Annotated in this window: 20 protein-coding genes; 8 read left to right on the forward strand and 12 right to left on the reverse strand. The window is 73.3% G+C overall.

Annotated elements, in window-relative coordinates:
* Positions 1-214 (forward strand): hypothetical protein (locus ACFY0O_RS20355; RefSeq protein WP_388948245.1); only part of this gene is annotated, 214 nt, incomplete at its 5' end.
* 189 nt (positions 215-403) lie between these two features.
* Here the strand turns inward: ACFY0O_RS20355 and ACFY0O_RS20360 are convergent.
* Positions 404-1,411 (reverse strand): stage II sporulation protein M, encoded by a 1,008-nt coding sequence (locus tag ACFY0O_RS20360; RefSeq protein ID WP_388948248.1) that lies wholly within the window; start codon positions 1,409-1,411, stop codon positions 404-406.
* 112 nt (positions 1,412-1,523) lie between these two features.
* Between ACFY0O_RS20360 and ACFY0O_RS20365 the strand changes: the two genes are divergently transcribed.
* Entirely contained in the window at positions 1,524-2,426 is a 903-nt protein-coding gene (locus ACFY0O_RS20365; protein ID WP_388948251.1) for an RDD family protein, read from the forward strand.
* Here ACFY0O_RS20365 and ACFY0O_RS20370 read toward each other — a convergent pair.
* Complete coding sequence (locus tag ACFY0O_RS20370) at positions 2,423-3,067, reverse strand: hypothetical protein (RefSeq protein WP_388948253.1); 645 nt, start codon at positions 3,065-3,067, stop codon at positions 2,423-2,425. The two genes, ACFY0O_RS20365 and ACFY0O_RS20370, sit on opposite strands and share 4 nt — an antisense overlap.
* Before the next feature lie 118 nt (positions 3,068-3,185).
* Complete coding sequence (gene ahcY, locus ACFY0O_RS20375; RefSeq protein WP_388948256.1) at positions 3,186-4,622, reverse strand: adenosylhomocysteinase; 1,437 nt, start codon at positions 4,620-4,622, stop codon at positions 3,186-3,188.
* A 321-nt stretch (positions 4,623-4,943) separates the two neighbouring features.
* Here ahcY and ACFY0O_RS20380 point away from each other — a divergent pair, with 321 nt between their 5' ends.
* Positions 4,944-6,896: a fructose-specific PTS transporter subunit EIIC gene (locus ACFY0O_RS20380; protein WP_388948259.1), complete on the forward strand. Its 1,953-nt coding sequence runs from the start codon at positions 4,944-4,946 to the stop codon at positions 6,894-6,896.
* Between the two features lie 175 nt (positions 6,897-7,071).
* The gene (gene lepB / locus ACFY0O_RS20385) at positions 7,072-7,791 is read left to right on the forward strand and encodes a signal peptidase I (RefSeq protein WP_388948261.1); all 720 of its coding nucleotides are present in this window, start codon (positions 7,072-7,074) and stop codon (positions 7,789-7,791) included.
* A gap of 85 nt (positions 7,792-7,876) precedes the next feature.
* Here lepB and ACFY0O_RS20390 read toward each other — a convergent pair whose 3' ends face one another.
* From ACFY0O_RS20390 to ACFY0O_RS20415, 6 genes are all read right to left on the reverse strand, one after another.
* Positions 7,877-8,812: a cation diffusion facilitator family transporter gene (locus ACFY0O_RS20390; protein ID WP_388948264.1), complete on the reverse strand. Its 936-nt coding sequence runs from the start codon at positions 8,810-8,812 to the stop codon at positions 7,877-7,879.
* A 75-nt stretch (positions 8,813-8,887) separates the two neighbouring features.
* Positions 8,888-10,060: a mannose-6-phosphate isomerase, class I gene (manA, locus tag ACFY0O_RS20395; RefSeq protein ID WP_388948267.1), complete on the reverse strand. Its 1,173-nt coding sequence runs from the start codon at positions 10,058-10,060 to the stop codon at positions 8,888-8,890.
* Positions 10,061-10,108: 48 nt separating this feature from the next.
* Positions 10,109-11,242, reverse strand: a complete 1,134-nt coding sequence (locus ACFY0O_RS20400) for an SIS domain-containing protein (protein WP_388948270.1) — start codon at positions 11,240-11,242, stop codon at positions 10,109-10,111.
* A 71-nt stretch (positions 11,243-11,313) separates the two neighbouring features.
* Positions 11,314-11,499: a Trm112 family protein gene (locus tag ACFY0O_RS20405; protein WP_388948273.1), complete on the reverse strand. Its 186-nt coding sequence runs from the start codon at positions 11,497-11,499 to the stop codon at positions 11,314-11,316.
* A gap of 206 nt (positions 11,500-11,705) precedes the next feature.
* Positions 11,706-13,076: a phosphomannomutase/phosphoglucomutase gene (locus ACFY0O_RS20410; protein WP_388948275.1), complete on the reverse strand. Its 1,371-nt coding sequence runs from the start codon at positions 13,074-13,076 to the stop codon at positions 11,706-11,708.
* A gap of 78 nt (positions 13,077-13,154) precedes the next feature.
* A complete protein-coding gene (locus tag ACFY0O_RS20415; RefSeq protein ID WP_358896570.1) occupies positions 13,155-13,529 on the reverse strand; it encodes a DUF3499 domain-containing protein in 375 nt (124 codons plus the stop codon).
* A gap of 217 nt (positions 13,530-13,746) precedes the next feature.
* Here ACFY0O_RS20415 and ACFY0O_RS20420 point away from each other — a divergent pair, with 217 nt between their 5' ends.
* Entirely contained in the window at positions 13,747-14,223 is a 477-nt protein-coding gene (locus ACFY0O_RS20420) for a metallopeptidase family protein (RefSeq protein ID WP_388948278.1), read from the forward strand.
* Positions 14,224-14,261: 38 nt separating this feature from the next.
* Here ACFY0O_RS20420 and ACFY0O_RS20425 read toward each other — a convergent pair whose 3' ends face one another.
* The 3 genes from ACFY0O_RS20425 to ACFY0O_RS20435 all read right to left on the reverse strand — a co-directional run bounded on the left by ACFY0O_RS20425 (position 14,262) and on the right by ACFY0O_RS20435 (position 19,946).
* Positions 14,262-15,752 (reverse strand): DUF5719 family protein, encoded by a 1,491-nt coding sequence (locus tag ACFY0O_RS20425; RefSeq protein ID WP_388948281.1) that lies wholly within the window; start codon positions 15,750-15,752, stop codon positions 14,262-14,264.
* Positions 15,749-19,441 carry a glycosyltransferase gene (locus ACFY0O_RS20430; protein WP_388948282.1) on the reverse strand — a complete coding sequence of 1,231 codons (3,693 nt, stop codon included), beginning with the start codon at positions 19,439-19,441 and terminating at the stop codon, positions 15,749-15,751. The genes ACFY0O_RS20425 and ACFY0O_RS20430 overlap by 4 nt, the downstream gene beginning before the upstream one ends.
* Before the next feature lie 241 nt (positions 19,442-19,682).
* Entirely contained in the window at positions 19,683-19,946 is a 264-nt protein-coding gene (locus ACFY0O_RS20435; protein ID WP_003983763.1) for a WhiB family transcriptional regulator, read from the reverse strand.
* Positions 19,947-20,593: 647 nt separating this feature from the next.
* Here ACFY0O_RS20435 and ACFY0O_RS20440 point away from each other — a divergent pair.
* Genes ACFY0O_RS20440 through ACFY0O_RS20450 form a run of 3 tightly spaced genes read left to right on the forward strand, consistent with a single transcriptional unit; the run spans position 20,594 to position 23,476 of the window.
* The gene (locus ACFY0O_RS20440; RefSeq protein ID WP_388948285.1) at positions 20,594-21,211 is read left to right on the forward strand and encodes a cysteine dioxygenase; all 618 of its coding nucleotides are present in this window, start codon (positions 20,594-20,596) and stop codon (positions 21,209-21,211) included.
* 13 nt (positions 21,212-21,224) lie between these two features.
* Positions 21,225-22,184 (forward strand): 2-phospho-L-lactate transferase, encoded by a 960-nt coding sequence (gene cofD / locus ACFY0O_RS20445; RefSeq protein WP_388948288.1) that lies wholly within the window; start codon positions 21,225-21,227, stop codon positions 22,182-22,184.
* Positions 22,181-23,476, forward strand: a complete 1,296-nt coding sequence (locus tag ACFY0O_RS20450; protein WP_388948290.1) for a coenzyme F420-0:L-glutamate ligase — start codon at positions 22,181-22,183, stop codon at positions 23,474-23,476. Before cofD ends, ACFY0O_RS20450 begins: the two co-directional genes overlap by 4 nt.
* The last annotated feature ends 18 nt before the right edge of the window (positions 23,477-23,494 follow it).

The following is a 23,494-nucleotide window of genomic DNA, read 5'->3' on the forward strand; positions in this document are numbered from 1 at the left end:
TGTTGAGTTCTCAAGGAACGGACGCTTCCTTTGTACTCACCCTCGCGGGCTTTCCTCCGGGCTTTCGTTCTTTCTTCGTTTCCGACTCTATCAGACTCTTTCGGGGCCTGATTTCCTCGGCGCTTTCCAGGTTCTGCGCTTTCGCGCTTTCCCTTTCCGGCGGTTCCGACTCTATCAGAAGTTTTCCACCGGATTTCCCGGCTTCAGTTCCTGATTCAGAGCTGGACGTGCCCCAGTGGAATGCAATTTCTTGGATTCTTGGGGGCGAAGAAGATTTTAAACCATCACTGCCGAACTTGTCCAGTTCGAGGCAACCGTTCGAATCTACCTCCCCGCTCCGAGTGTGTCAACACCCTTCGCGGGACGACGAGGAGACTAGCAGCTGAACGGGCTCGTACGCACATCACGCCGCTGTCGGCAGCAGCGCCGTGCGGTCCGCCTCCTCCACGTCGCCCGCCTCGCCGGCCCGCGACGCGCGGCCGCCCAGGACGAAGACGTACGCCAGGAACGCGGCCTCGGCGACGACGCCGATGGAGATGCGGGCCCAGGTGGGGAGGCCCGAGGGGGTCACGAAGCCCTCGATCAGGCCGGAGACGAACAGGACCACCGCCAGGCCGATGGCCATGCCCAGGGCGGCCCGGCCCTGTTCCGCCAGGGCCACGCGGCGGGTGCGCGGGCCCGGGTCGACGACCGTCCAGCCCAGGCGCAGTCCCGTACCCGCGGCGACGAAGACGGCGGTCAGTTCGAGCAGGCCGTGCGGGAGGATCAGGCCCAGGAAGACGTCGAGGCGGCCCGCCGAGGCCATCAGGCCCAGGCCCACTCCGAGGTTGGCCATGTTGAGGAAGAGGATCCAGAGCACCGGCAGGCCGAGGAAGGCGCCCAGGACCAGGCAGACGGCGGCGGCCTGGGCGTTGTTCGTCCACACCTTCGCGGCGAAGGAAGCCGCCGGGTGGCTGGAGTAGTACGTCTCGTACTCGCCGCCCGGACGCGTCAGCTGCTTGAGCTGTTCCGGAGCGGCGACCGCGGCCTGGACCTCCGGGTGCGTGGCGATCCACCAGCCGATGAGCACGCCGACAGCGGTCGAGAGCAGCGCCGCTGGTATCCACCAGCGGCGGCTGCGGTAGACGGCTGCCGGAAAACCGGCGGTGAAGAAGCGGGCGGCGTCGCGCCAGCTCGCACGGCGGGTTCCGGTGACGGTGGAGCGGGCGCGGGCCACCAGCTGGGTGAGGCGGCCCGTGAGCAGCGGGTCCGGAGCGCTCGACTGGATCAGGGAGAGGTGGGTGGCGGTCCGCTGGTAGAGGGTGACGAGTTCGTCGGCCTCCGCTCCGGTGAGCCGGCGGCCGCGGCCGAGGAGCTGTTCGAGGCGGGCCCACTGCGCCTGGTGCGCGGCCACGAAGACGTCGAGATCCATCCGGTTGTCGCTCCCCTGCCCCTGCCCCGCCCGATACGGCTGTCTGTCCTGCGGTCAGCTTGGCAGACTGGTGTTCCACAGGGGCGGGTCAGGTCGGGGAAAGGTGTGTCCGGTGAGCGGTCTGGTGACGGGGGACGCGGTGGTCCTGGGGCTGAGGCCCGCGCGGCTGCCGAGCCGGGCGCTGGCCTACCTGTTGGATCTGGTCGTGTACTTCACCGGGTACGTGCTGGTGTTCTTCGTGCTGCTCCTGGCGACCTCCGGGCTCGATCTGGCGGCGCAGGCGGCCGTGTCGGTGGCGAGTCTGCTGCTGGTGTTGGTCGGGGTGCCGATCGCGGTGGAGACGCTGAGCCACGGGCGTTCGCTGGGGAAGCTGGCGTGCGGGCTGCGGGTGGTGCGGGAGGACGGCGGGCCGATCCGGTTCCGGCACGCGCTGGTACGCGGGGCGATGGGGGTCGTGGAGCTGCTGATGGTCTTCGGGACGGTGGCGTGCATCGCGTCGCTGGTGTCGGAGCGGGGGCGGCGGCTCGGGGACGTGTTCGGGGGGACGCTGGTGGTGCGGGAGCGGGTGCCGGGGAACCGGCTGCTGCCCGTGCCCCCGCCGCCGCCGTGGCTGGCCGGTCGGTTCTCGGGGCTGGACCTGTCGGCCGTGCCCGACGGGCTGTGGCTGGCGATCCGGCAGTACCTGTCGCGGACGCACCAGCTGGACCCGCAGACGGCCGAGGTGATGGCGGTGCGGCTCGCGGACGACGTGGTGGCGCGGACGGGGGCGCCGGCTCCGGCCGGGGTGCCGGCGGCCGCGTTCCTGATGGCCGTGGTGCACGAGCGGCAGTCGCGCGACGCCGCCCGGGCCTTCGCCGCCGCGCGCGTCTCCGCTCCCGCGCCCGCGCCCGTGGCGTACGGGGGGACGCCGGTGGTGCCCGGGGCCGGGCCGGTTCCGCCAGTGGCGGCGCCCGTACGGCCGGCGGAGCCCGTGGAGCCTCCGCCGCCCGCGTCCGGGTTCGCGCCGCCCGCCTAGTCCTCGAAGTCCTCAGGGGTGTCGGCGTCCGTGAAGGTGGACGGCGGGGTTTCCAGGTGTTCGAGTTCGATGCCGGGAGCGGAGAGGACCACGTCCCCGGCGATGTGGACGGTGTGGACCTCGCCCGTGTCGAGGGCGGTGACCTGGTACTCGTCCACGACCAGCGGTCCGCTGTCGGTGGGGTGCTCGGCGCGGGAGCGCAGGGCCCAGGCCTGGTCGACGGTGCGGGGGGCGAGGACCGGGTCGGTGAGGGCGACGAGCCGGATCCGGGTCGCGGGGGCGCCGGGGGTCAGGCGCAGCAGGCGGGCCGTGGCGATGAGGAAGGCCGGCGAGGTGCCGGTGAAGCCGGGGGCGGCGACGTTGCCCTCGGTGGCCTCGGTGCCGGTGGGGTCGGTGCGGACCCAGGTGACTCCGTCGATGGCGGCGCCGCGGACCTGCCAGCTCGCTGCGTTGACCTCCAGGCGGATGGGGCGGCCGAGGGCGTCGACGGCCAGGTCGAGGGAGCCCCGGTGGTCGCCGCCGGGGGCGGTGGTCTGGGAGACGTACCGCCAGCCGGAGGGGCCGGGGGCGCAGTGGAAGTGCTCCTCGCCGAGGGGGGTGTGGTCGTGCGGGTCGTGGAGCGAGTAGCGGCCGCGGGGCATGGGGCGTGGTCCTTGGCTGGCGTTGCGGGGGTGCGTACGGGGCAGGCCCCCGGCACGAGGGTGCCGGGGGCCTGCTTCAGTGTGCGCGATGCGCGGGGATCCGTGGGGATCCGTGGGATCAGTAGCGGTAGTGGTCGGGCTTGTACGGTCCCTCGACCTTGACGCCGATGTACTCCGCCTGCTCCGGGCGCAGGGTGGTCAGCTTGACGCCGAGGGCGTCGAGGTGGAGGCGGGCGACCTTCTCGTCCAGGTGCTTGGGCAGCACGTAGACGTCGGTCGGGTACTCCTCGGGCTTGGTGAACAGCTCGATCTGCGCCAGGGTCTGGTCCGCGAAGGAGTTCGACATCACGAACGACGGGTGGCCCGTCGCGTTGCCCAGGTTCAGCAGACGGCCCTCGGACAGGACGATCAGCACCTTGCCGTCGGGGAACGTCCAGGTGTGGACCTGCGGCTTGACCTCGTCCTTGACGATGCCGTCGATCTTCGCCAGACCGGCCATGTCGATCTCGTTGTCGAAGTGGCCGATGTTGCCCACGATCGCCTGGTGCTTCATCTTGGCCATGTCCGCGGCCATGATGATGTCCTTGTTGCCCGTCGTCGTGATGAAGATGTCCGCGGTCTCCACGACATCGTCCAGCGTCGCGACCTGGTAGCCGTCCATCGCCGCCTGCAGCGCGCAGATCGGGTCGATCTCCGTGACGATGACACGGGCGCCCTGGCCGCGCAGCGACTCCGCGCAGCCCTTGCCCACGTCGCCGTAACCGCAGACGACCGCGACCTTGCCGCCGATCAGCACGTCGGTGGCACGGTTGATGCCGTCGATCAGCGAGTGGCGGCAGCCGTACTTGTTGTCGAACTTCGACTTCGTCACCGCGTCGTTCACGTTGATCGCCGGGAAGAGCAGGTCACCCGAGGCCATCATCTCGTAGAGACGGTGGACACCCGTCGTGGTCTCCTCCGTCACACCACGGATCTCGGACGCGAGCTGGGTCCACTTCTGCGGGGTCTCGCCGAGGGTGCGGTTGAGGAGGGTCAGGATGTGGCCGTACTCCTCGGAGTCCGCCGTGGACGGGTCCGGGGCCGCGCCGGCCTTCTCGAACTCGACGCCCTTGTGGACGAGGAGGGTGGCGTCACCACCGTCGTCGAGGATCATGTTCGGGCCGCCGGTGGGGGTGTTCGGCCAGGTCAGCGCCTGCTCCGTGCACCACCAGTACTCCTCCAGGGTCTCGCCCTTCCAGGCGAAGACCGGGACGCCCTGCGGGTTCTCCGGGGTGCCGTTCGGGCCGACGGCGATGGCGGCGGCCGCGTGGTCCTGGGTGGAGAAGATGTTGCAGGAGGCCCAGCGGACGTCGGCGCCGAGGGCGACGAGGGTCTCGATCAGGACGGCGGTCTGCACGGTCATGTGCAGGGAGCCGGTGATCCGGGCGCCGGCCAGCGGCTGCGCCTCGGCGTACTCCCGGCGGATCGACATCAGACCCGGCATCTCGTGCTCGGCCAGGGTGATCTCCTTGCGGCCGAAGGCGGCAAGGGAAAGGTCGGCGACCTTGAAGTCCATGGGTGCTGCTCCTCATGGTTCGAGAGGTGGGTACGGCTGAGCCGCGCACGGGCGGGCCGGTGCGCCGAGCACAGTCCGTCGCGGGGCCCTCTCTCCCCTCGGCCGGTCGCGAGGACCGCCCGACTGCCATCAGCAGCGACGCCTGACACTGATGACGAATCTACACCGGTCGGCGCAGCGGGCCCCAGCCCGCCGGGGGAGAAGTCATGTCGCGTTTCCGGGCCGTCCGGCGGAGTGTTCGGGGCCTTTCGGACTTTTGATCCACTCCTCGTGTGGGGGAGGATGCCGTTGGATCGACCCCTGGCGCGAAGGAGATTCCACGTGAGTACTACGGCCGGCTCTCCCGGTGGCGGGGGCGGGGACGGCGCGAAGCGGCGGAAGCTGCTCGCCGTCACCGCGTGCCCCACGGGGATCGCGCACACCTACATGGCCGCCGAGAAGCTCCAGCAGGCCGCCGCGGAGCTCGGCGTGGACATGAAGGTGGAGACGCAGGGGTCCATCGGGGCCGAGAACGTGCTCTCTGACAACGATGTCAGAGAGGCGGACGGGATCATCATCGCCGCCGACAAGGAGGTCGACCGGGCGCGGTTCGCCGGCAAGCGGGTCCTGTCCACCGGTGTCGCGGACGGCATCCACCGCCCAAAGGAGCTGATCGAGCGGGTGGGGACGGCGCCGGTGCAGGAAGGCGCGGCCGTGACGGCCCGGGGCGGCGGCCGGGAACGCAGCGTCGCGTACAAGGCGCTGATGAACGGCGTCTCCCACATGATCCCGTTCGTCGTCGTGGGCGGTCTGCTGCTCGCCGTCTCAATCGCACTGGGCGGCCACACGACGCCCAAGGGCATCGAGTTCGACAAGGACTCGTTCTGGTTCTACGTCAACCAGCTGGGCGGCCTCGGCTTCAAGCTGATGCTGCCGATCTTCTCCGGCTACATCGCCCACGCGCTCGGCGACCGGCCGGCGCTGGTGCCGGGCATGATCGGCGGGTTCCTCGCCGCCGACGCCGTGAACATCTACGGGGCGGACGCCAACGCCGGCTTCCTGGGCGCCATCGCGACCGGTTTCCTGGCCGGCTACCTGGTCGTGTGGATCAAGAAGGTCAGGGTCCCGCGGTTCGTCCGGCCGATCATGCCGATCATCGTGATCCCGATCGTGTCGACGCTGGCGCTCGGGCTGTTCTACATCTACGTCATCGGTCAGCCGATCTCCTGGGTGTTCACGCACCTGACCGACTGGCTGAACGGGATGACCGGCTCCAGTGCCGTCGTCCTCGGCGCCCTGATCGGCCTGATGATCGCCTTCGACATGGGCGGCCCGGTCAACAAGACGGCGTTCCTGGTGGCCGTGGGCCTCATCGGCACCAACAACGCGGTCATGGGCATGGCCGCCGCCGCCATCCCGGTCATGCCGCTCGGCCAGGGCCTGGCGACGCTGCTGCGCCGCAGGTTCTACACCGACCAGGAGCGGGAGGCCGGGATGGCGGCCCTGTTCATGGGCTTCTTCGGCATCTCGGAGGGGGCGATCCCCTTCGCCGCGGCGCGGCCGGCGCAGGTCATCCCCGCGAACATGCTGGGCGGCGCGGTGGCCGGTGCGGTGGCCGGTGCGGCTGGGGTCGGGAACTCGGTGCCGCACGGTGGTCCGGTGGTCTCGCTGTTCGGTGCGATCAGCGGGGTGGCGATGTTCTTCGTGGCGATCGCCGTCGGCACGGTGGTGACCGCGCTGACCACCAACGCGCTGATCGAGCTCAAGGGCCGCAAGGCCGGCCGGGCCGTGGCCTCCGCCGGCGCGCCGGGCGCCGTGGCCGCGCCGGCCGAGGAGGCGGAGGTGCTGTCCGGCTATCTGACGGAGCGGACCGTCAGGACCGAGCTGGCGGCCGGCACCAAGGAGGAGGCGATCCGGGAGATGGCCGAGATGCTCGCCACCACCGGCAACGTCCGTGACGTGGCGGAGCTGGTGCGGGTCGCGCTCGCCCGGGAGGCGCAGGGCACGACCGGGCTCGGCGAGTCGATCGCCATACCGCACGCCAAGACGGACGCCGTCTCCCGCCCCACGGTGAGCTTCGCCCGGTCGGGCGAGGGCATCGAGTGGGGTGCGCTGGACGGTACGAAGGCCCGCCTCCTCTTCATGATCGCGGTGCCGGAGGCGGCGGCCGGGGACGAGCACCTGAGGATCCTGGCGCTGCTGTCGCGCAAGCTGATGGACGGCGGTTTCCGGGACCGGCTGCGGTCCGCGCCCGACGGTCCGGCCGTCCTGGAGCTGCTGCGCGAGATCCGGTAGCCGCCGCTCCGCCGCGTTCCTTCCGCCGGGCCCCGCACCTTCCTGGTGCGGGGCCCGGCGGCCTGTGGGCAGTGTCCGAATCGGTATGTACGGACTTGGTGCACCGGGGCCCCGGCGGCGTTCGGCGCGTCGCCGTCGACCTACGATGCAGGGCAGGTACATCGGAAGGGACGAAATGACACACAGGCCAGGACGCAGGCGCGGGATCGCGGCGATCGTCCTGCTGGTGCTCGGAGCGGTCATCCTGGGAGGGGTGACGATGGCGAAGTCCGTGAACCCTCCGGCGCGCTACTCGGAGGGCAGGGCGGCCGGCTGGCAGATGGCCCCGACCTACACCGACGGGGAGAGCATCTACCTGGAGCCGGTGGACCCGGAGAAGCTGCGGCGGGGGGACGTCGTCCTCGCCTCCGTTCCGTGGTCCCTGGAGAAGACGCAGATGAACCGGGTCATCGCGGTGGGCGGGGACCACGTCCGGTACCGGCCGAGCAGCAAGACCAGCGGCCAGTACCGGCTGGTTCTCAACGGTGATCCGCTGGACGAGCCGTACCTGGAGCAGTGGAAGAACCCGTCGGCGGTGGCCTTCGACGTGAAGGTGCCCGAGGGGTCCGTGTTCCTGATGGCCGACAACCGGATGAACTCGGACGGCTCGCAGTACGCGAACAACGGGCCGGTGCCGGCGGAGAACGTCTCCGCCAAGGTCGTGATGTACCCGATGGCGAAGCTGGCCGTGTGGGGGCAGGTGGCCGGCGGGCTGGTGCTGGTGGCCGGCGCGGTGCTGGCGTTCGTGTCCCGGCGGGCGCGCCGTCGGGCCGGCGCCCCGGTGGCCGCCGACGCCGCCCCGGCCGAGCCGGTCGCGGCGGGTGCGGCCGGTGAGCACGCGGTCGCCCAGCCGTAGCCTCCCCCTCCCCGTACGGGCGAAGGCCCCCGCGGCTCGTGACGAGCAGCGGGGGCCTCCGTACGTCCGGTGCCGGGCGGGCGGGTCAGCGGCCGTCGGCCTTGGCGGCCTCGGGGTTGTAGATGTCCGGCTCCAGGTAGATCACGCGGGCGATCGGGACGGAAGCGCGGATCCGGGCCTCGGCGGCGTTGATGGCGTTGGCCACCTCGGTCGCGGTGTCGTCGTGCTGGACCGCGATCTTGGCGGCGACCAGGAGCTCCTCGGGTCCGAGGTGCAGGGTGCGCATGTGGATGACGCCGGTGACGGTGTCCCCGTCGACGAGGGCGGCCTTGATCTTCTCGACCTCGGCCGTGCCGGCGGACTCGCCCAGCAGCAGGGACTTGGTCTCCAGGGCGAGGATCACGGCGATGGCGATCAGCAGGGTGCCGATGCAGAGGGTGCCGATGCCGTCCCACACGCCGTCGCCGGTGATGAGGGCGAGGCCGACGCCGAGGAGGGCGAGGACGAGGCCGACGAGGGCACCGAGGTCCTCGAGCAGGACCACGGGCAGCTCGGGGGCCTTGGCGCTCTTGATGAACTGGCGCCAGGACTGGCTGCCGCGGGTCTCGTTGGACTCCTTGATCGCGGTGCGGAAGGAGAAGCCCTCGGCGACGACGGCGAAGACGAGGACGCCGACGGGCCAGTACCAGGACTCGATGGGGTGCGGGTCGTGGATCTTCTCGTAGCCCTCGTAGATGGCGAACATGCCACCGACGGTGAACAGGACGATGGAGACGAGGAAGGCGTAGATGTAGCGCTCGCGCCCGTATCCGAAGGGGTGCTGCGGGGTGGCCTCGCGCTGGGCCTTCTTGCCGCCGAGGAGGAGCAGGCCCTGGTTGCCGGAGTCGGCGACCGAGTGGACGCTCTCCGCGAGCATCGACGAGGAGCCGCTGAAGAGGAATGCCACGAACTTGGCCACAGCGATGGCCAGGTTGGCGGCGAGTGCCGCCACGATCGCCTTGGTGCCGCCCGACGCGCTCATGGGTGCTGGGTGTCCTTTCCTGGCCACTGGCTACGGCCGCACATTGTTGCAGCTGCCCGTGGGGCCGACGTCACGTCAGAGGAGCACGGTGGCCCGGAAAATGGTGCCGCTTCCGGACAGTTCGACCTTTTCGCCCGCGGGGACGAATACCGACTCGCCGGGCACGAGGGCCAGTTCGCCGGCCCGCGCCGAACGCGCCGTGCACTGCCCGGCGGTGCAGAGCAGGATCTGCGGGGCGGTGTCCGGGAGGGTGCGGGGGGCGCCGCCGGGGGCCAGGGCGAAGCGGGAGAGGCGGAACTCGTCGACGGGGGTCTCGTAGACCTCCTCGCCGTCGCCCTCCGGGCGCAGGATGCCGGGGAGGCTGGGCTCGAAGACGACGACCTTCAGCAGCTCGGGGACGTCGACGTGCTTGGGGGTGAGCCCGCAGCGCAGCACGTTGTCGGAGTTGGCCATGAGTTCGACGCCGAGGCCGTCGAGGTAGGCGTGCGGGATGCCGGCGCCGAGGAACATGGCCTCGCCGGGCTGGAGCCGGACGTGGTTGAGGAGCAGGGCGGCGATGACGCCCGGGTCGCCCGGGTAGTCGTGGACGAGGCCCGCGTACGGGGCGTACGGGCCGCCCAGGCGCTCCGCGGCGGCCGCGGTCTCGGCGACGGTGTGGGCCATCTCCGCCCGGTCCGCGGTGAGGACGGCGGTGAGGACCTCGCGCAGGGCCGCCTCCTCGGGGTGGGCGCGCAGCAGGTCGACGTACGGCTTCAGGGAGTCGACGCCGAGGCCTTCGAGGAGGTCGGCGGCCTCGGTGGGCGGGCGGAAGCCGCACAGGCCGTCGAAGGGGGTGAGGGCGCAGATCAGTTCGGGCTTGTGGTTGGCGTCCTTGTAGTTGCGGTGGCCCGCGTCGATCGGGACGCCGCGGCGCTCCTCGTCCTCGAAGCCGGCCTTCGCCTGGGCGAGGTCGGGGTGGACCTGGAGGGAGAGGGGGGCGCCGGCGGCGAGGATCTTGAGGAGGAACGGCAGGGCGGGGCCGAACTTGGCGACGGCCGCGGCCCCGAGCTCGCCCTCCGGGTCGGCGGCGACGACGGCCGACAGGGTGGTCTCGCCGGCTCCGCGGTCGAGGCGGGAGGGGGCGCCGGGGTGGGCGCCCATCCACATCTCGGCCTGGGGTTCACCGGTGGGCTCGACCCCGAGGAGGGCCGGGATCGCGGTGGTGGAACCCCACGCGTAGGGGCGGATCGTGTTCGTCAGGCGGTCCATCGGCGTCTTCCTGGATCTTCTGGTGCGGTGCGGGCACGGGTGGGTGCCTCAGCTGTGTCCCCGGCCCGCCAGCGCCAGGTAGGCGGTGGCGAAGTCCGTGACGGCGAGGAGTTCGGCGAGCTGTTCCAGCTCGCCGCCCTCCTCCGGTTCGAGCTCGCTGACGGCCGTGTCGTGGCTGAGGGCGAGCTCGCGCGCGGCCGGTGCGGCGGTGAGTCCGCCGGTGGGCCGGTCGCGCAGCAGTACGACGCGGGCGCGCAGGGCCTGGGGCTCCTCGACGCGGTCGCGGAAGAAGTCGTCGGGGTCGGCCCCGGCGGCGAAGGCCCCGGAGAGCAGGACCCCGTGCGCGGGGAGGGCCTCGGGGAGGTCGGCGGCGAGCGCGGGGCGGCCGGCGAGCTCGGCGAGGGTGGCGGCGAAGCGGCGGCCGGCCGGTCCGGCGCCGGTGCCCTCGCTCCAGATGAGGGGCAGCGAGTCGGCGAGCTCGGCGGCGAGGGTCTTGGCCGGGTTGGAGTACGTCGCGATGGCCGGGCCGCAGCGTTCGGCGGTGCGGTCGAGGCGGTCGGCGACGCGCTGGAGGGCGTCAGGGGCGGCCGAGATCAGCCCGACCTTGTCGAGGAGCACCAGCAGCGGGGTGAGCAGGGCCCACAGGGCGCCGGGTCCGGCGGCGGCCGACTCGTCGTACTCCTGGTACGGGGCCTTGGCCATCGGAACGAGGAGACCGTGCGCGCCGTCGACGCTCTCGCCGAGCGGGGAGCGCTCGGGGGCGACGGCGACGACGGTGCAGCCGCGCCGGTAGGCCTGTTCGGCGAGGACGCCGAGGCCGGGTTCGGTGCCGTCGATGGTGGCGATGAGGAGCAGGTCCACGGGGCCCGCCCAGCCGGGCAGGGTCCAGCGCAGCGCCCCGGCGGCGGGCGCGACGCCGGTGGGGTGCAGGCGGGTGACCGGGGCGGAGGCTCCGGCGAGGGCGCCGAGGAGGTCGGCGACCCCGGTGGCGGCGGTGCCGGGGCCGGCGATGAGCACCGCGCGGGGGCGCCCGTCGGGGCGCAGGTCCGCGAGGCCGGCCTCGGTGGCGTGCCGGGCTGCGGTGCGCACCCTGGCCCCGGCCTCGGCGGCGCCGCGGAGCAGGCCGCGGCGGTCGGCACGGGCGAGATCGTCCGGTGCGTCGAGGAGTGACTCGTCGAGCATGGGGGCCTCCCGGCGGGGTTGACGGATCCAGGCTGGTCGAGCGGGGACGGCGCGGGGCCGGCCGGGCGGGGTCAGGCGGGGTGGCGGGCCTCGTCGACGAGGAGGACCGGGATGCCGTCGCGGACCGGGTACGCGAGGCCGCAGTCCTGGCCGGTGCAGATCAGCTCGGGGGTGGTCTCGTCCGCCGAGTTGTCCTGGAAGGGGGCGTGGCAGGCGGGGCAGGCGAGGATCTCGAGCAGGCCGGCTTCGAGCGGCATGGGGCGGTGTCCCTTCGGGGGGTGCGGATTGGGCGTGGTCAGCGTACCGAGTCACTGGGCGTGCGGCTCGGCGGGTCGGGCAGCGCCCGGCGGGCGGTGTGGTCCCGCCCGCCAGGGTCACGCGTTGTTCGGATGCGGCGCCGTTGCCGGGGGCTCTGCCCCCGGACCCCCGCGCCTCAAACGCCGGCGAGGCTGACATTGCCCCGTCAGGCGCGGACCAGGGCCAGGACCTCGTCGCGGAGCTTGGTGAGGGTGGCTTCGTCGCGGGCCTCGACGTTGAGGCGCAGGAGCGGCTCGGTGTTGGAGGGGCGGAGGTTGAACCACCAGTCGGCGGCGGAGACCGTGAGGCCGTCCAGCTCGTCGAAGGTGACGCCGTCCCGGCCGGTGTAGGCGGCCTTGACCTCGGCGGTGCGGGCGGCCTGGTCGGCGACGGTGGAGTTGATCTCGCCGGAGCCGACGTAGCGGTCGTAGGAGGAGACCAGCTCGGAGAGCGGGCCCTCCTGGCCGCCGAGCGCGGCGAGGACGTGGAGCGCGGCGAGCATGCCGGTGTCCGCGTTCCAGAAGTCCTTGAAGTAGTAGTGCGCGGAGTGCTCGCCGCCGAAGATCGCGCCGGAGGCGGCCATCTCGGCCTTGATGAAGGAGTGGCCGACGCGGGTGCGGACGGGGGTGCCGCCGTTCTCGCGGACGACCTCGGGGACCGACCAGGAGGTGATCAGGTTGTGGATGATCGTGCCGGTGCCGCCGTTGCGGGCCAGCTCGCGGGCCGCGACCAGGGCGGTGATGGCGGACGGGGAGACGCCCTCACCGCGCTCGTCGACGACGAAGCAGCGGTCGGCGTCGCCGTCGAAGGCGAGGCCGAGGTCGGCGCCCTCGGCCTTCACGCGCGCCTGGAGGTCGACGATGTTCTTCGGGTCGAGGGGGTTGGCCTCGTGGTTCGGGAAGGTGCCGTCCAGCTCGAAGTACATCGGGACGAGGTCCAGCGGCAGGCCCTCGAAGACGGTGGGGACGGTGTGGCCGCCCATGCCGTTGCCCGCGTCGACCACGACCTTCAGCGGGCGGATCGCGGTGAGGTCCACGAGGGACTTCAGGTGCTCCGCGTAGCCGGCGAGGGTGTCCTGCTCCGTGATGGTGCCCGGGACGGTGCCGGCGGGGATCTCGGGGGCGCCCTCGTCGGTCCACCGCTCGGCGAGCTCGCGGATGGTGGCGAGGCCGGTGTCCTGGCCGACCGGGGCGGCGCCGGCCCGGCAGAGCTTGATGCCGTTGTACTGGGCCGGGTTGTGGGAGGCCGTGAACATCGCGCCGGGCAGGTCCAGCTTGCCGGAGGCGTAGTACAGCTGGTCGGTGGAGCACAGCCCGATGAGGGTGACGTCTACGCCGCGGGCGGCCGCGCCGCGGGCGAAGGCGGCCGACAGGCCGGGCGAGGAGGGCCGCATGTCGTGGCCGACGACGATCGCGCGCGCACCGGTGACCTGGACGAACGCCGCACCGAACAGTTCGGCCAGCGGCTCGTCCCACTCGTCCGGTACGACGCCGCGGACGTCGTATGCCTTGACGATGTTCGAAAGATCTGCGGCCACTGCCTGCCCTCCTGAGGAATCCGTGCGGTGGGGCAAACCTACCCTGTACGGACAGTGGCTCTTCAGACGATGTGAGCGTCAGGAGTCGGGCGAGCGCAGGACGCGCAGGTGTCCGCGACGCGTCTCGCCGGACGTCGGCCGGCTCCCCGCGGAGCCTCCGGCCTCGGCGGCGCGCTCGGGCGGGCGGGCCGCCTCACGGACGGCGTTGGCCAAGGCTTCGAGGTCGTCGCCGGAGCGCGCGGACGGGCCGGAGCCGTCCGACAGGCGGACGACCTCCCAGCCGCGCGGGGCGGTCAGGCGCTCGGAGTGCTCGGCGCACAGGTCATAGCAGTGGGGTTCGGCGTAGGTGGCGAGCGGGCCGAGAACTGCGGTCGAGTCGGCGTAGACGTACGTCAGTGTGGCGACGGCAGGGCGGCCGCACGCGGTGCGCGAACAGCGACGTACAAGGCTCACGACGTTGGACGGTACCGCACTCTTGACCGGGCCGCGACGACTCGCCCCCCGGCCACTCCCCCGTGTCGTCTCCGGCGGGCGGTGACGAACAGGGGCAGCGAGTCCGTAATGGTGCGTCATCCCGGCCGGATCGTTCGGGGGGCGACACCGGGGCGACACCAGGTCGTGACCGGATCGAGGCCGTGGGGCGGTGCCGCGCGGGAGCTACCCTGCCGGGGTGACGGACAGTTCGCTTCCTCCCCGCCCCGCATCCGACGCGCAGGCCCCCCAGGAGCCCCGGCCCCGGCGGCGCGACCGCCACGGCCGCGGGATGCGCGGGCCGCTGGCCCCGCCCCAGGTGCCGCTGTCGGCGAGCCGGGCGGAGCTGTTCGGCGACCTCGTGCGGGATTCCGTGGAGCGGCTGGAGCGGCGCTGGCCGCAGCTGGACGAGGTGGAGTTCGTGATCGCGGACGTGCCGGGGCCGCCGGGCGGCCCGGACGGCGGCTGGAACGACGAGGCGGTGCCGCTGGGCGGCCTGGTGGAGGCCCGCGACGGGCGGCCGGCCCGGATCGTGGTGTTCCGGCGGCCGGTGGAGATCCGGGCGAAGACGCGCGACGAGCGGGCGCTGCTGGTGCACGAGATCGTCGTGGAGCAGGTGGCGGAGCTGCTGGGGCTCTCGCCGGAGACCGTCGACCCCCGGTACGGGCAGGACTGAGCCCGCCGTACCGGGGCCGCTCCGGGGCGGTTGCCGGCTCAGCGGACCAGGATCGACGGGTCCTCGACGGCGCGGGGGACGGAGACCCGGGAGCGGTCGTCCGCGAACGTCTGGACGGTGAACATCGGGATCCCGTCCGTCGGCAGGGCCAGCGTGCGGGCCGCGTGGACGGGCCCGCCGGAGAGCGTCTCGACGGTCAGCGCGTAGGGGCCCTTGCCGCCCGCGGAGGCGGGCGTCGGGGTCACCGCGCGGGTGGTGCCCGCCTTGAGGGTGAGTTCCTGGACGGCCGGGGTGCCGCCCTCGGTGCCCGGGGAGGCGGTGACGCGGACCTTGGCGTCGGCGCCGGAGGCCGTGAGCGTGAGGGTGGTGGCCTTGTCGTCGAGGCGGTTGTCGGCGACGGTGGCCCGCTCGCCGGCCGGCGGGCTCGCCGGGATGAAGGCCACCTCCTGCTTGGCGCCGGTGCCGCGGACCACCCGCAGCGCGGCCACCACCGGTACGGGCTTCTTCGGGTCGGCGGGCGCCAGGAGGAGGGAGCCGGCCTCGCCGCGGGTGAGGTCGCCCAGGTCCAGGGAGGCCGTCATCCCGGCCTTGACGTGCAGCTGCTCCTTGCCGGCCGGGCTGATGGAACCGTTCGGTCCGGACAGTTTCAGTTTCAGGTCGGCGTCGTCCTCGCCCGGCGCGAACGCGACCAGCCGCACCGAGGTGGCGTCGGCGGGGATGCCGGGCAGGACCAGGGAGCCCGCCGGGCCGTCCGAGGCCGGCAGCCAGTCGGAGCCGACCCCGTCCTCGGCGATCTGCGTGGCCGCCCCGACCCGGCCCGAACGGGTCGTCACGTGCGCGGTGACGTCCGGGAGCTGGGCGTCGGCGGCGAGGGTGGCCAGCCACACCTTGGTGGTGGAGTGCGGCTTCACCTCGGTGACCAGGTCGGGGGTGCCCGGCTTGGCCTTGAGCAGGCCGTCGGGGCCGTACAGCTTGATGTCCACCTCGGCGACGGTGTCGTCGGGGTTGGTGAGGTGCACGTAGTCCTGGCGGCCCTTGGCGGTGCTGACGCCGGGGAACCAGAAGTCGGTGCCGGGCGCGGTGCAGGCGAGCCCGAGCAGGCCGCGCGCCTGGCCGACCGCGACCTTGGTGGTCTGCTGGGCGGTCCAGCCGGGGGCGAGGGCGCCCTGGGCGGTGCCCGTCAGCGCGGGCGCCTCCGCGCCGGACACGGTGGCCGCGACCGGCTTGCCGGGCTCCTTGGGCTCCAGGACGGCCTTGCCCTCCGTGGTGGCCAGCCGGGCGGCCGCGCCCTTGCCCGCGGCCTGGCCGGGGGTGGCCGGGCTGAGGGAGGTGTAGGTGGTTTCGGCGATGTCCGAGGAGCTGGGGGCCGGGCAGACGAGCACCGACCGCTCCACGGGCATCCGGGCGGCGGCCGCACCGCGGGCCCCGGCGGCCGGGGCCGCGGCGGGGGCGGTGAGGAAGGCCAGGCCGCAGGAGGCGGCGAGCGCGGCCGTCACGGCCGCGAGCGTCAGGGGGGCGCGCTGCTTCACGGCTGGGGGCTCCCGTCCGGACGCGGGTGGTGCTGTCCGTAGGTGTCGTACTGCTGGGGCTCGTACTCGTACTCGTACTCGTACTCGTAGGGCTGGGGCTGGGGCTGGGGCTGCTGCTGGTGCGGGAACACGGGCTGCTGCCCGGGCTGGGCGTAGGCCCCGCCGTACTCGGGGTACTGCGGCTGCTGCTGTGGCTGCTGCTGCGGGTAGGGGGCCGGGCCGGGCTGCTGCGGGTGGTGACCGGCCCCGTACCCCGGCTCGTACCCGGCTTCGTACCCGGGTTCGTACGGGGTCTCGTACGCGGGTTCGTAGGCGTAGGGCTCCTGGTACGCGTACGACTCCTCCCCGTACACCTGCTGCGCGGGGATCTGCGCGTACGGGTCGGCCACCGCCTGCGCCGCGGCCGGTTCGGCCCCGTCGGCGGCCGCGCCCCGGCGGCGGGCGCGGCGACCCTGGCCGCTCTCGCCGTCCGCCGCGCCGGAGCCGGCGGTGGCCTCCTCGGGCAGGTCGTCGTCGAGGCGGGCGCGACGGCCGGGCAGGGCCATCACCAGCAGCACCAGGGCGAGCAGGCCCTGCGCCCAGTGCCAGGCGTCGCGGGTGGCGGAGTCCTGGTGGACCAGGTCGAGGCGGCCGCCGCCCGGGGGCAGCCGGAAGCCCTGCGCCCAGCCGTCGAGGGTGACGGGGGTGAGGGGCTTGCCGTCGAGGGTGGCCTTCCAGCCCGGGTCGGCGCGGTCGGCGAGGCGCAGGGTGCGGCCCTCCTCGCCGGCCGGGAGCTTCGCGTGCGCCTCGACGGGTCCGGCGTCGACGGCGACGGGGGCCTGGCCCCGCTTGGCGGGGACGATCGCGACGCGGGCGGGGAGCCGCTGGACCTCCCAGACGGCGGTGCCGTCCTCCTGGTGGTGCTGCTTGAGGCCGGGGGTGCCGTCGAGGACCTGCCGCAGGGCGGTGGGGCCGCCGGGCGGCATCATCACGTAGCGCACGGCGAAGGCGCCGAGCTGCTCGGACTGGTCGGCGCCGGAGCCTGAGACCAGGCTGGAGACGGCCTGGTCGAGGCGGGGCTGGGCGCCTGCCTCCGCGAGGACCTCGGCGTCGCCGAGGCCGACGCCGCCGCCGCGGACCAGGGTGTAGGAGACGGTGGCGGGCGAGTCTCCGCCGAGGACGAGGGTGCGGGTGCGGTTGCTGTCGTCGGACTGGGCGGCGACGAACGCGGGCACCTGTACGGGGTCGTGGCGGCGGAGCGGTCCGTCGGCACCGGCGACCGTCCAGACGGCCGCCGCGAGCAGCGGCCCCACGGCCGCGGCGAGGGCGAGGAGGGCGGCCAGCGGCTGGCGCCAGCCGAAGCTGCGGGCGGCGACGCGCTCCTTGGCGCCGTCCGCGCCGAGCACGGCGGCGGCGATCAGCGCGAGCCCGTACAGCAGGGTGGCGGGGCCGGCCCAGCCGGTGCGGTTCAGGAGCACGGCGAGGAGCAGCCCGGCGAGGGCGGCGCTCCAGGCGGTGGCGACGGCCAGCCGGCGGTCGGCGCGGAGCAGGGCGGCGAGGGCGGCGAGGAGGGTGCCGGCGAGGAGGAGTCCGCCGCCGGTGCCGGGGCCGCCGGGGTTGGCGGTGAGCAGGCCGAGGGGGGTGGCGGTGCCGCTGCCGTAGGGCAGTCCGGCCTCGTGCAGGAGGCGGCCGGGGTGGGTGAACAGGCCGAGGGACCAGGGCGCGAGGACGAGGAGGGGGACGGCGAGGGTGGCGAGCAGCCGCGGGGCGTACGTGGTGAGGTGCGCGCGGCGTACCAGGAGCGCGGCGGCGCCGAGGGCGGCGGCGAGCGGCCAGACGACCGGGGTGAAGGCGGTGGCCAGGCTGAGCAGCAGGGTGTAGGTCCACGTCGCGCGCCAGGTGCCGGGGGTGTCGCGGTCGGCGAAGCCGAAGGCGGCGACGGCGGAGCGGGCGATGAGGGGCAGGAGGATCGCGAGGACGGCCGTGCCCAGGCGGCCGCCGGCGAGGGCTCCGGTGACGGCGGGCAGGAAGGCGTAGGCGACGGCGGCCCAGGCGCGCAGCAGCCGGGATTCGACGAGCGGCCGGGAGGCGAAGTAGGCGGTGAGGCCGGCGAGCGGGACCGAGCAGACGAGCAGGAGGGTCAGCGCGGCCTTGGTGGAACCGAACAGCAGGACGGAGACGGCGGCCAGGACGGCGAGGTAGGGGGGTGCTCCGGCGGTGGTGCCGGTGCCGGCGGGCTGCCAGTCGGCGGTGTAGCGGTGCCACAGGTCGAGGGCGCTCGCGGGGGCGGGGAGCAGGGCGCCGCCCATGAGGCTGCCGCCGCCGATCAGGGCGCGGCAGGCGGCGAGGGAGACGAGCAGCAGCAGGGCGAAGAGGACGGGGGCGGGCTTGCGGGCGATCCGCTTGAGCCGGGAGAACTGCTCGATCTCCAGGTAGTCGGCGTCGTCGCCGCCGGGTCCGGATTCGACGGAGCCGCCGTGCCGGCCGGTGGGGGCGGTCTCGGCGCCCTGGCCGGAGCCGAGGTAGGCGGCGAGCTGTTCGGCGCTCGCGCGGAGGGTGGCGCCGGGCGGGGGGAAGAGGGGGCGCAGTTCGGCGGCGGGGACGGCGGGGCGGCTGCGGGCCCTGCGGGCGGCGAGGATCCGGCCGGGGCGCAGGAGGGTGGCGAGCAGGCCGGTGAACTCGGCGGCGGCCTGGCCGGGGGCCTTGCCGACGAGGTAGCCGAGGGTGCGCAGGAGGGTGCCGAGGAGCAGGCGCAGGAGGACGTAGGGCAGGGCTCGGCCGGGGGTGTTGGCCAGCAGGGTGTGGACGGCGCCGGCCTTGTCGACGCGGTGGGGGTCGACCGAGGAGCGGCCGGCGCAGTCGACGGTGCGGCGTTCGCGGGAGGCGGCTTCGGCGTGGCGCAGGACGGCGTCGGGGGCGACGAGGACGGTGTGGCCGGCGCGGTGGGCGCGCCAGCAGAGGTCGATGTCGTCGCGCATGAGGGGCAGGCGGCGGTCGAAGCCGCCGAGGGCGTCGTAGACGTCGCGGCGCACGAGCATGCCGGCGGTGGAGACGGCGAGGACGGGGCGGACCTGGTCGTGCTGGCCCTGGTCCTGTTCGCGGCGGTCGAGGCCGGTCCAGCGGCGGCCGCTGCGGGCGATGGTGACGCCGGCTTCGAGGAGCTGCTTGGTGTCGTACCAGCCGCGGAGCTTGGGGCCGATGACGGCGGCTTCGGGGTTGCCGTCGGCGACGCGCAGGAGTTCGGTGAGGGCGTCGGGTTCGGGGGCGCTGTCGTCGTGGAGGAGCCAGAGCCACTGGACGGGTTCGCCGTGGGGGAGGTCGGGGAGGTCGTAGGTGTCGTCGCGCCAGGTGCGGCTGACGGGGTCCCAGCCGCTGGGGCGCTTGAGGTAGGGGAGGTCCTCGGGGGTGAGGGTGCCGGCGGTGCGGGCGGCCTCGTCGACGGCGGCGCCGAAGCCGGTGCGGCGGGCGAGGTGCAGGACGTGCTCGTCGCCGAGGGCCTCGGCGAGGAGGCGGGCGGAGGCGTCGGAGCTGCCGGTGTCGGCGGCGACGTGGGCCTGCGCGGGGCGTTCCTGGGCGAGGAGTCCGGCGAGGGTCTGGGGCAGCCAGCGGGCTCCGTCGTGGGCGACGAGGACTGCGGTGACGACGTGCCGGGGGAACTCGGGGGTGGCGGCCGCCTGGTGGGAGACCGGCGAGTTGCTGTGCGGGGACATCGCGGTACGGGCCCTCCGGCCTGGGGATCCGGGGGTGGGGTGCCCTCGGAGGCTGCTGGACAGCGCCCCACACTAACGGCTGGGAAGGGGCTGTTCCGCCTCCTCTGGGGAAGGGCCTGAACGCGACGGTCCGCCTCCTGCGGGGAAGGTGCGGGAGGCGGACCGTTTGCTCTGTCTGCGGTGGTGTGCGGCGCTCGGTGGAGCGCGGTTGACCGGGGGTCGTCGCGGGCTGTGCGGCGGGTCAGACCGCTGCCTTCTTCAGGCGGCGGCGCTCTCTTTCGCTGAGGCCGCCCCAGATGCCGAATCGCTCGTCGTTGGCGAGGGCGTACTCAAGGCATTCGGACCGGACCTCGCAGGCGAGGCAGACCTTCTTGGCTTCGCGGGTGGAGCCGCCCTTCTCGGGAAAGAAGGACTCGGGGTCGGTCTGGGCGCACAGTGCGCGCTCCTGCCATCCGAGCTCCTCGTCCGCCTCCTCGACCAGCAGTTCCTGAAACAGCTCGGTCATGTGCGCCCCTCGCTCTGTCTGTGCGTCCCCGTGGTGTTGCCGTTACCGATCGCCGGGTAACGACACGAGTGAAATTACAAGTGTGTGTCTTCTGCCCAGTCAAGCCGAGATCTGCTATTGGGCCCCTTATTCACTCTGCGGAACCAAGCCTATACAGAAAGTGTTCATATCGCCAAAAATCGTGACAGAAGGCACTGGCGTCCCGCGGGTGGCGCCCTCCCTCCTGGGCGACGCGTCACTCCGTGGAGGGGTTGCAATCCGGCCGAAGATGCGGCGCGGATCACATTCCGGTCACGACTTGGCGTCGGCAGGTTTGAGAGCGGGGCCCGCGGGTCTGCGTGGACCGGCACATGCCCTGGCCAGGACTGCACAAACCTTTCTCCGCGGACAGTAACCGGATGAGGTGAAACTTTCCGACTAAACCGGACATTGGGTTGACAGTCAGGCCCTCGGCCCGGTCTCCTTGTCCTCATGTCAGCGCCCGCAGCCACCACCCGGACCCCCATTCGTGGGTTCCTGTGCGCTGCCCAGGTTCGCTGTTGCTGTTGCAGCTGTTGATGCCCCCGGAGCCCCGGCTCCCCTGAGCTCCAGCCATCCCCCACAGCAACCGCCCCGCACGACTGACACACGTCGAGGACACCCCCACGATGAACAGCGCCCCCGCTTCCACCGTCGCCGCCCCCGCCGTCACCGCCGCCGTCACCCCCGCCCGCACCGAGGCCCCCGCTCCCGCCGTCGTCGAGAGCGACCTGCAGATCGCCGGCGACATCCTGGCCGTCCAGCACCTCCTCCAGCCCGCCCGCGAACACCCGGCCACCGTCGCCGAGTTCGCCGGCCTCGCCCGCTCCATCGCCGAGGACCGCGCGAGCTGGGAGCACCTGGTCCGCTACGACGCCACCACCCGCTGGTACCACCGCCTGCGCACGGTCCCCCAAGCTCTCGACTCCGCTCGAGCAGGGGGCGCCCCCATCGGCTACGAGGTCTGGCTGCTCAGCTGGGTCCCCGGGCAGGGCAGCGGCCTCCACGACCACGGCGCCTCCTCCGGCGTACTGACCGTCCTCGACGGCGAGCTCACCGAGCACACCCCCCGCGGCCGCCTCACCCACCGCGCCGGCGCCCAGCGCGTCTTCGCCCCCGGCTACGCCCACGAGGTCGTCAACGACACCCTCGAAGGAGCCGTCAGCCTCCACGTCTACTTCCCCGGCCTGACCGAGATGCCGATGCACCACTGCTCCCCGGCCCACGCGGAGCACGTACCCGCCTGACACACTTCGATGCATGCGCATTGTTGTTCTGGCCGGCGGTATCGGCGGCGCCCGTTTCCTCCGCGGACTGCTGTCGGCGGTCCCCGACGCGGAGATCACCGTCATCGGCAACACCGGTGACGACATTCACCTGTTCGGGCTGAAGGTCTGCCCCGACCTGGACACCGTGATGTACACCCTCGGCGGTGGCATCAACGAGGACCAGGGCTGGGGCCGCACCGACGAGTCCTTCACCGTCAAGGAAGAACTCGCGGCGTACGGGGTCGGACCCTCCTGGTTCGGCCTCGGCGACCGCGACTTCGCCACCCACATCGTCCGCACCCAGATGATCGACGCCGGCTACCCGCTCAGCGCCGTCACCGAGGCCCTCTGCGACCGCTGGCAGCCCGGCGTCCGCCTGCTGCCCATGTCCGACGACCGCGTCGAGACGCACGTCGCCGTCAACGACCCCGAGACCGGCGAACGCCGCGTCATCCACTTCCAGGAGTATTGGGTCAAGCTGCGCGCCTCCCTCGACGCCGAGGCCGTCGTCCCCGTCGGCGCCGAGCAGGCCAAGCCCGCCCCCGGCGTGCTGGAGGCCATCGCCGCCGCCGACGTCATCCTCTTCCCGCCGTCCAACCCCGTCGTCTCCATCGGCACCATCCTCGCCGTCCCCGGCATCCGCGAGGCCGTGGCCGAGGCCGCGGCCCCCGTCGTCGGCCTCTCCCCCATCGTCGGCGGATCCCCCGTGCGCGGCATGGCCGACAAGGTCCTCGCCGCCGTCGGCGTCGAGTCCACGGCCTCCGCCGTCGCCCTGCACTACGGGTCCGGACTCCTGGACGGCTGGCTCGTGGACACCTCGGACGCCGACGCCGTCGAGGCGGTCACCGCCGCCGGGATCGCCTGCCGGGCCGTGCCGCTGATGATGACCGACACCGACGCCACCGCCGCCATGGCCCGCGCGGCGCTGGAACTCGCCGGGCAGGCCCGGTGAGCACACCCTCGTACGAGGTGCGCGCCCTCCCCGGGATCCCCGAGGTCCGGCCCGGCGACGACCTGGCCCGGCTGATCGCCGACGCGGCGCCCGACCTGCGCGACGGCGACGTCCTGCTGGTCACCTCGAAGATCGTCTCGAAGGCGGAGGGGCGGATCGTACGGGCGGACTCCCGCGAGGAGGCCATCGACGCCGAGACCGTACGGGTCGTCGCGCGCCGGGGCACCCTGCGGATCGTCGAGAACCGGCAGGGGCTGGTCATGGCGGCGGCCGGCGTCGACGCCTCCAACACCGAACCCGGCACCGTCCTGCTGCTGCCCGAGGACCCCGACGCCTCGGCGGCCGCCCTCCGGGACGGGCTGCGGACGCTGCTCTCCGTCGACGTGGGCGTGGTCGTCACCGACACCTTCGGCCGGCCCTGGCGCGCCGGGCTCACCGACGTCGCCATCGGCGCGGCCGGGGTACGGGTCCTGGACGACCTGCGCGGCGGCACCGACGACCGGGGCAACCCGCTGAGCGCGACGATAGTGGCCACGGCGGACGAACTCGCCGCCGCCGGCGACCTCGTCAAGGGCAAGGCCGCCGGACTGCCGGTGGCCCTCGTCCGGGGGCTGGGACACGTCGTGGGCGGCGCCTCGTCGGCCCGCGACCTGGTGCGTCCCCCGGCCGACGACATGTTCCGGCTGGGCACGTCGGAGGCCGTACGGGAAGCCGTCACCCAGCGCCGCACCGTCCGCTCCTTCACCGGCGAACCGGTCGACCCGGGCGCGGTACGGCGCGCCGTGGCGGCGGCCCTGACGGCCCCGGCACCGCACCACACGACGCCGTGGCGGTTCGTCCTGCTGGAGTCGGCGGACGCACGGCGGGAGCTGCTGGACGCGATGCGCGACGCGTGGATCGCGGACCTGCGGGCCGACGGGAAGTCCGAGGAGTCCATCGCCAAGCGGGTCCGGCGCGGGGACGTGCTGCGCAATGCCCCGTTGCTGGTGGTGCCGTGCATGGTCATGGACGGCGCCCACGACTACGGGCACGCCCGGCGGGACGCGGCCGAGCGGGAGATGTTCGTCGTCGCCACGGGTGCGGGCGTCCAGAACTTCCTGGTCGCGCTGGCCGGGGAGCGGCTGGGCTCGGCGTGGGTGTCCTCGACGATGTTCTGCCGGGACGTGGTGCGCAAGGTGCTGGGGCTGCCGGAGGACTGGGAGCCGATGGGCGCCGTCGCCGTGGGCCACCCGGCCGGGGCACCGCCGGAGCGGGGGGCGCGGGCGGTGGAGGACTTCGTCGAGGTGCGGTAGGGGCTTGGTCCCCCCTCT

The sequence above is a fragment of the Streptomyces sp. NPDC001594 genome (assembly GCF_042893675.1).
In the GTDB taxonomy this organism is placed as follows: Bacteria; Actinomycetota; Actinomycetes; order Streptomycetales; family Streptomycetaceae; genus Streptomyces.

Excerpts from the sequence above, each read along its gene's own strand:
- ACFY0O_RS20360 (WP_388948248.1), bottom strand. The coding sequence starts at position 1,411 with ATGGATCTCGACGTCTTCGTGGCCGCGCACCAGGCGCAGTGGGCCCGC.
- ACFY0O_RS20370 (WP_388948253.1), bottom strand. The coding sequence starts at position 3,067 with ATGCCCCGCGGCCGCTACTCGCTCCACGACCCGCACGACCACACCCCC.
- ahcY (WP_388948256.1), bottom strand. The coding sequence starts at position 4,622 with ATGGACTTCAAGGTCGCCGACCTTTCCCTTGCCGCCTTCGGCCGCAAG.
- lepB (WP_388948261.1), top strand. The coding sequence starts at position 7,072 with ATGACACACAGGCCAGGACGCAGGCGCGGGATCGCGGCGATCGTCCTG.
- ACFY0O_RS20390 (WP_388948264.1), bottom strand. The coding sequence starts at position 8,812 with ATGAGCGCGTCGGGCGGCACCAAGGCGATCGTGGCGGCACTCGCCGCC.
- manA (WP_388948267.1), bottom strand. The coding sequence starts at position 10,060 with ATGGACCGCCTGACGAACACGATCCGCCCCTACGCGTGGGGTTCCACC.
- ACFY0O_RS20400 (WP_388948270.1), bottom strand. The coding sequence starts at position 11,242 with ATGCTCGACGAGTCACTCCTCGACGCACCGGACGATCTCGCCCGTGCC.
- ACFY0O_RS20405 (WP_388948273.1), bottom strand. The coding sequence starts at position 11,499 with ATGCCGCTCGAAGCCGGCCTGCTCGAGATCCTCGCCTGCCCCGCCTGC.
- ACFY0O_RS20430 (WP_388948282.1), bottom strand. The coding sequence starts at position 19,441 with ATGTCCCCGCACAGCAACTCGCCGGTCTCCCACCAGGCGGCCGCCACC.
- ACFY0O_RS20435 (WP_003983763.1), bottom strand. The coding sequence starts at position 19,946 with ATGACCGAGCTGTTTCAGGAACTGCTGGTCGAGGAGGCGGACGAGGAG.
- ACFY0O_RS20440 (WP_388948285.1), top strand. The coding sequence starts at position 20,594 with ATGAACAGCGCCCCCGCTTCCACCGTCGCCGCCCCCGCCGTCACCGCC.
- cofD (WP_388948288.1), top strand. The coding sequence starts at position 21,225 with ATGCGCATTGTTGTTCTGGCCGGCGGTATCGGCGGCGCCCGTTTCCTC.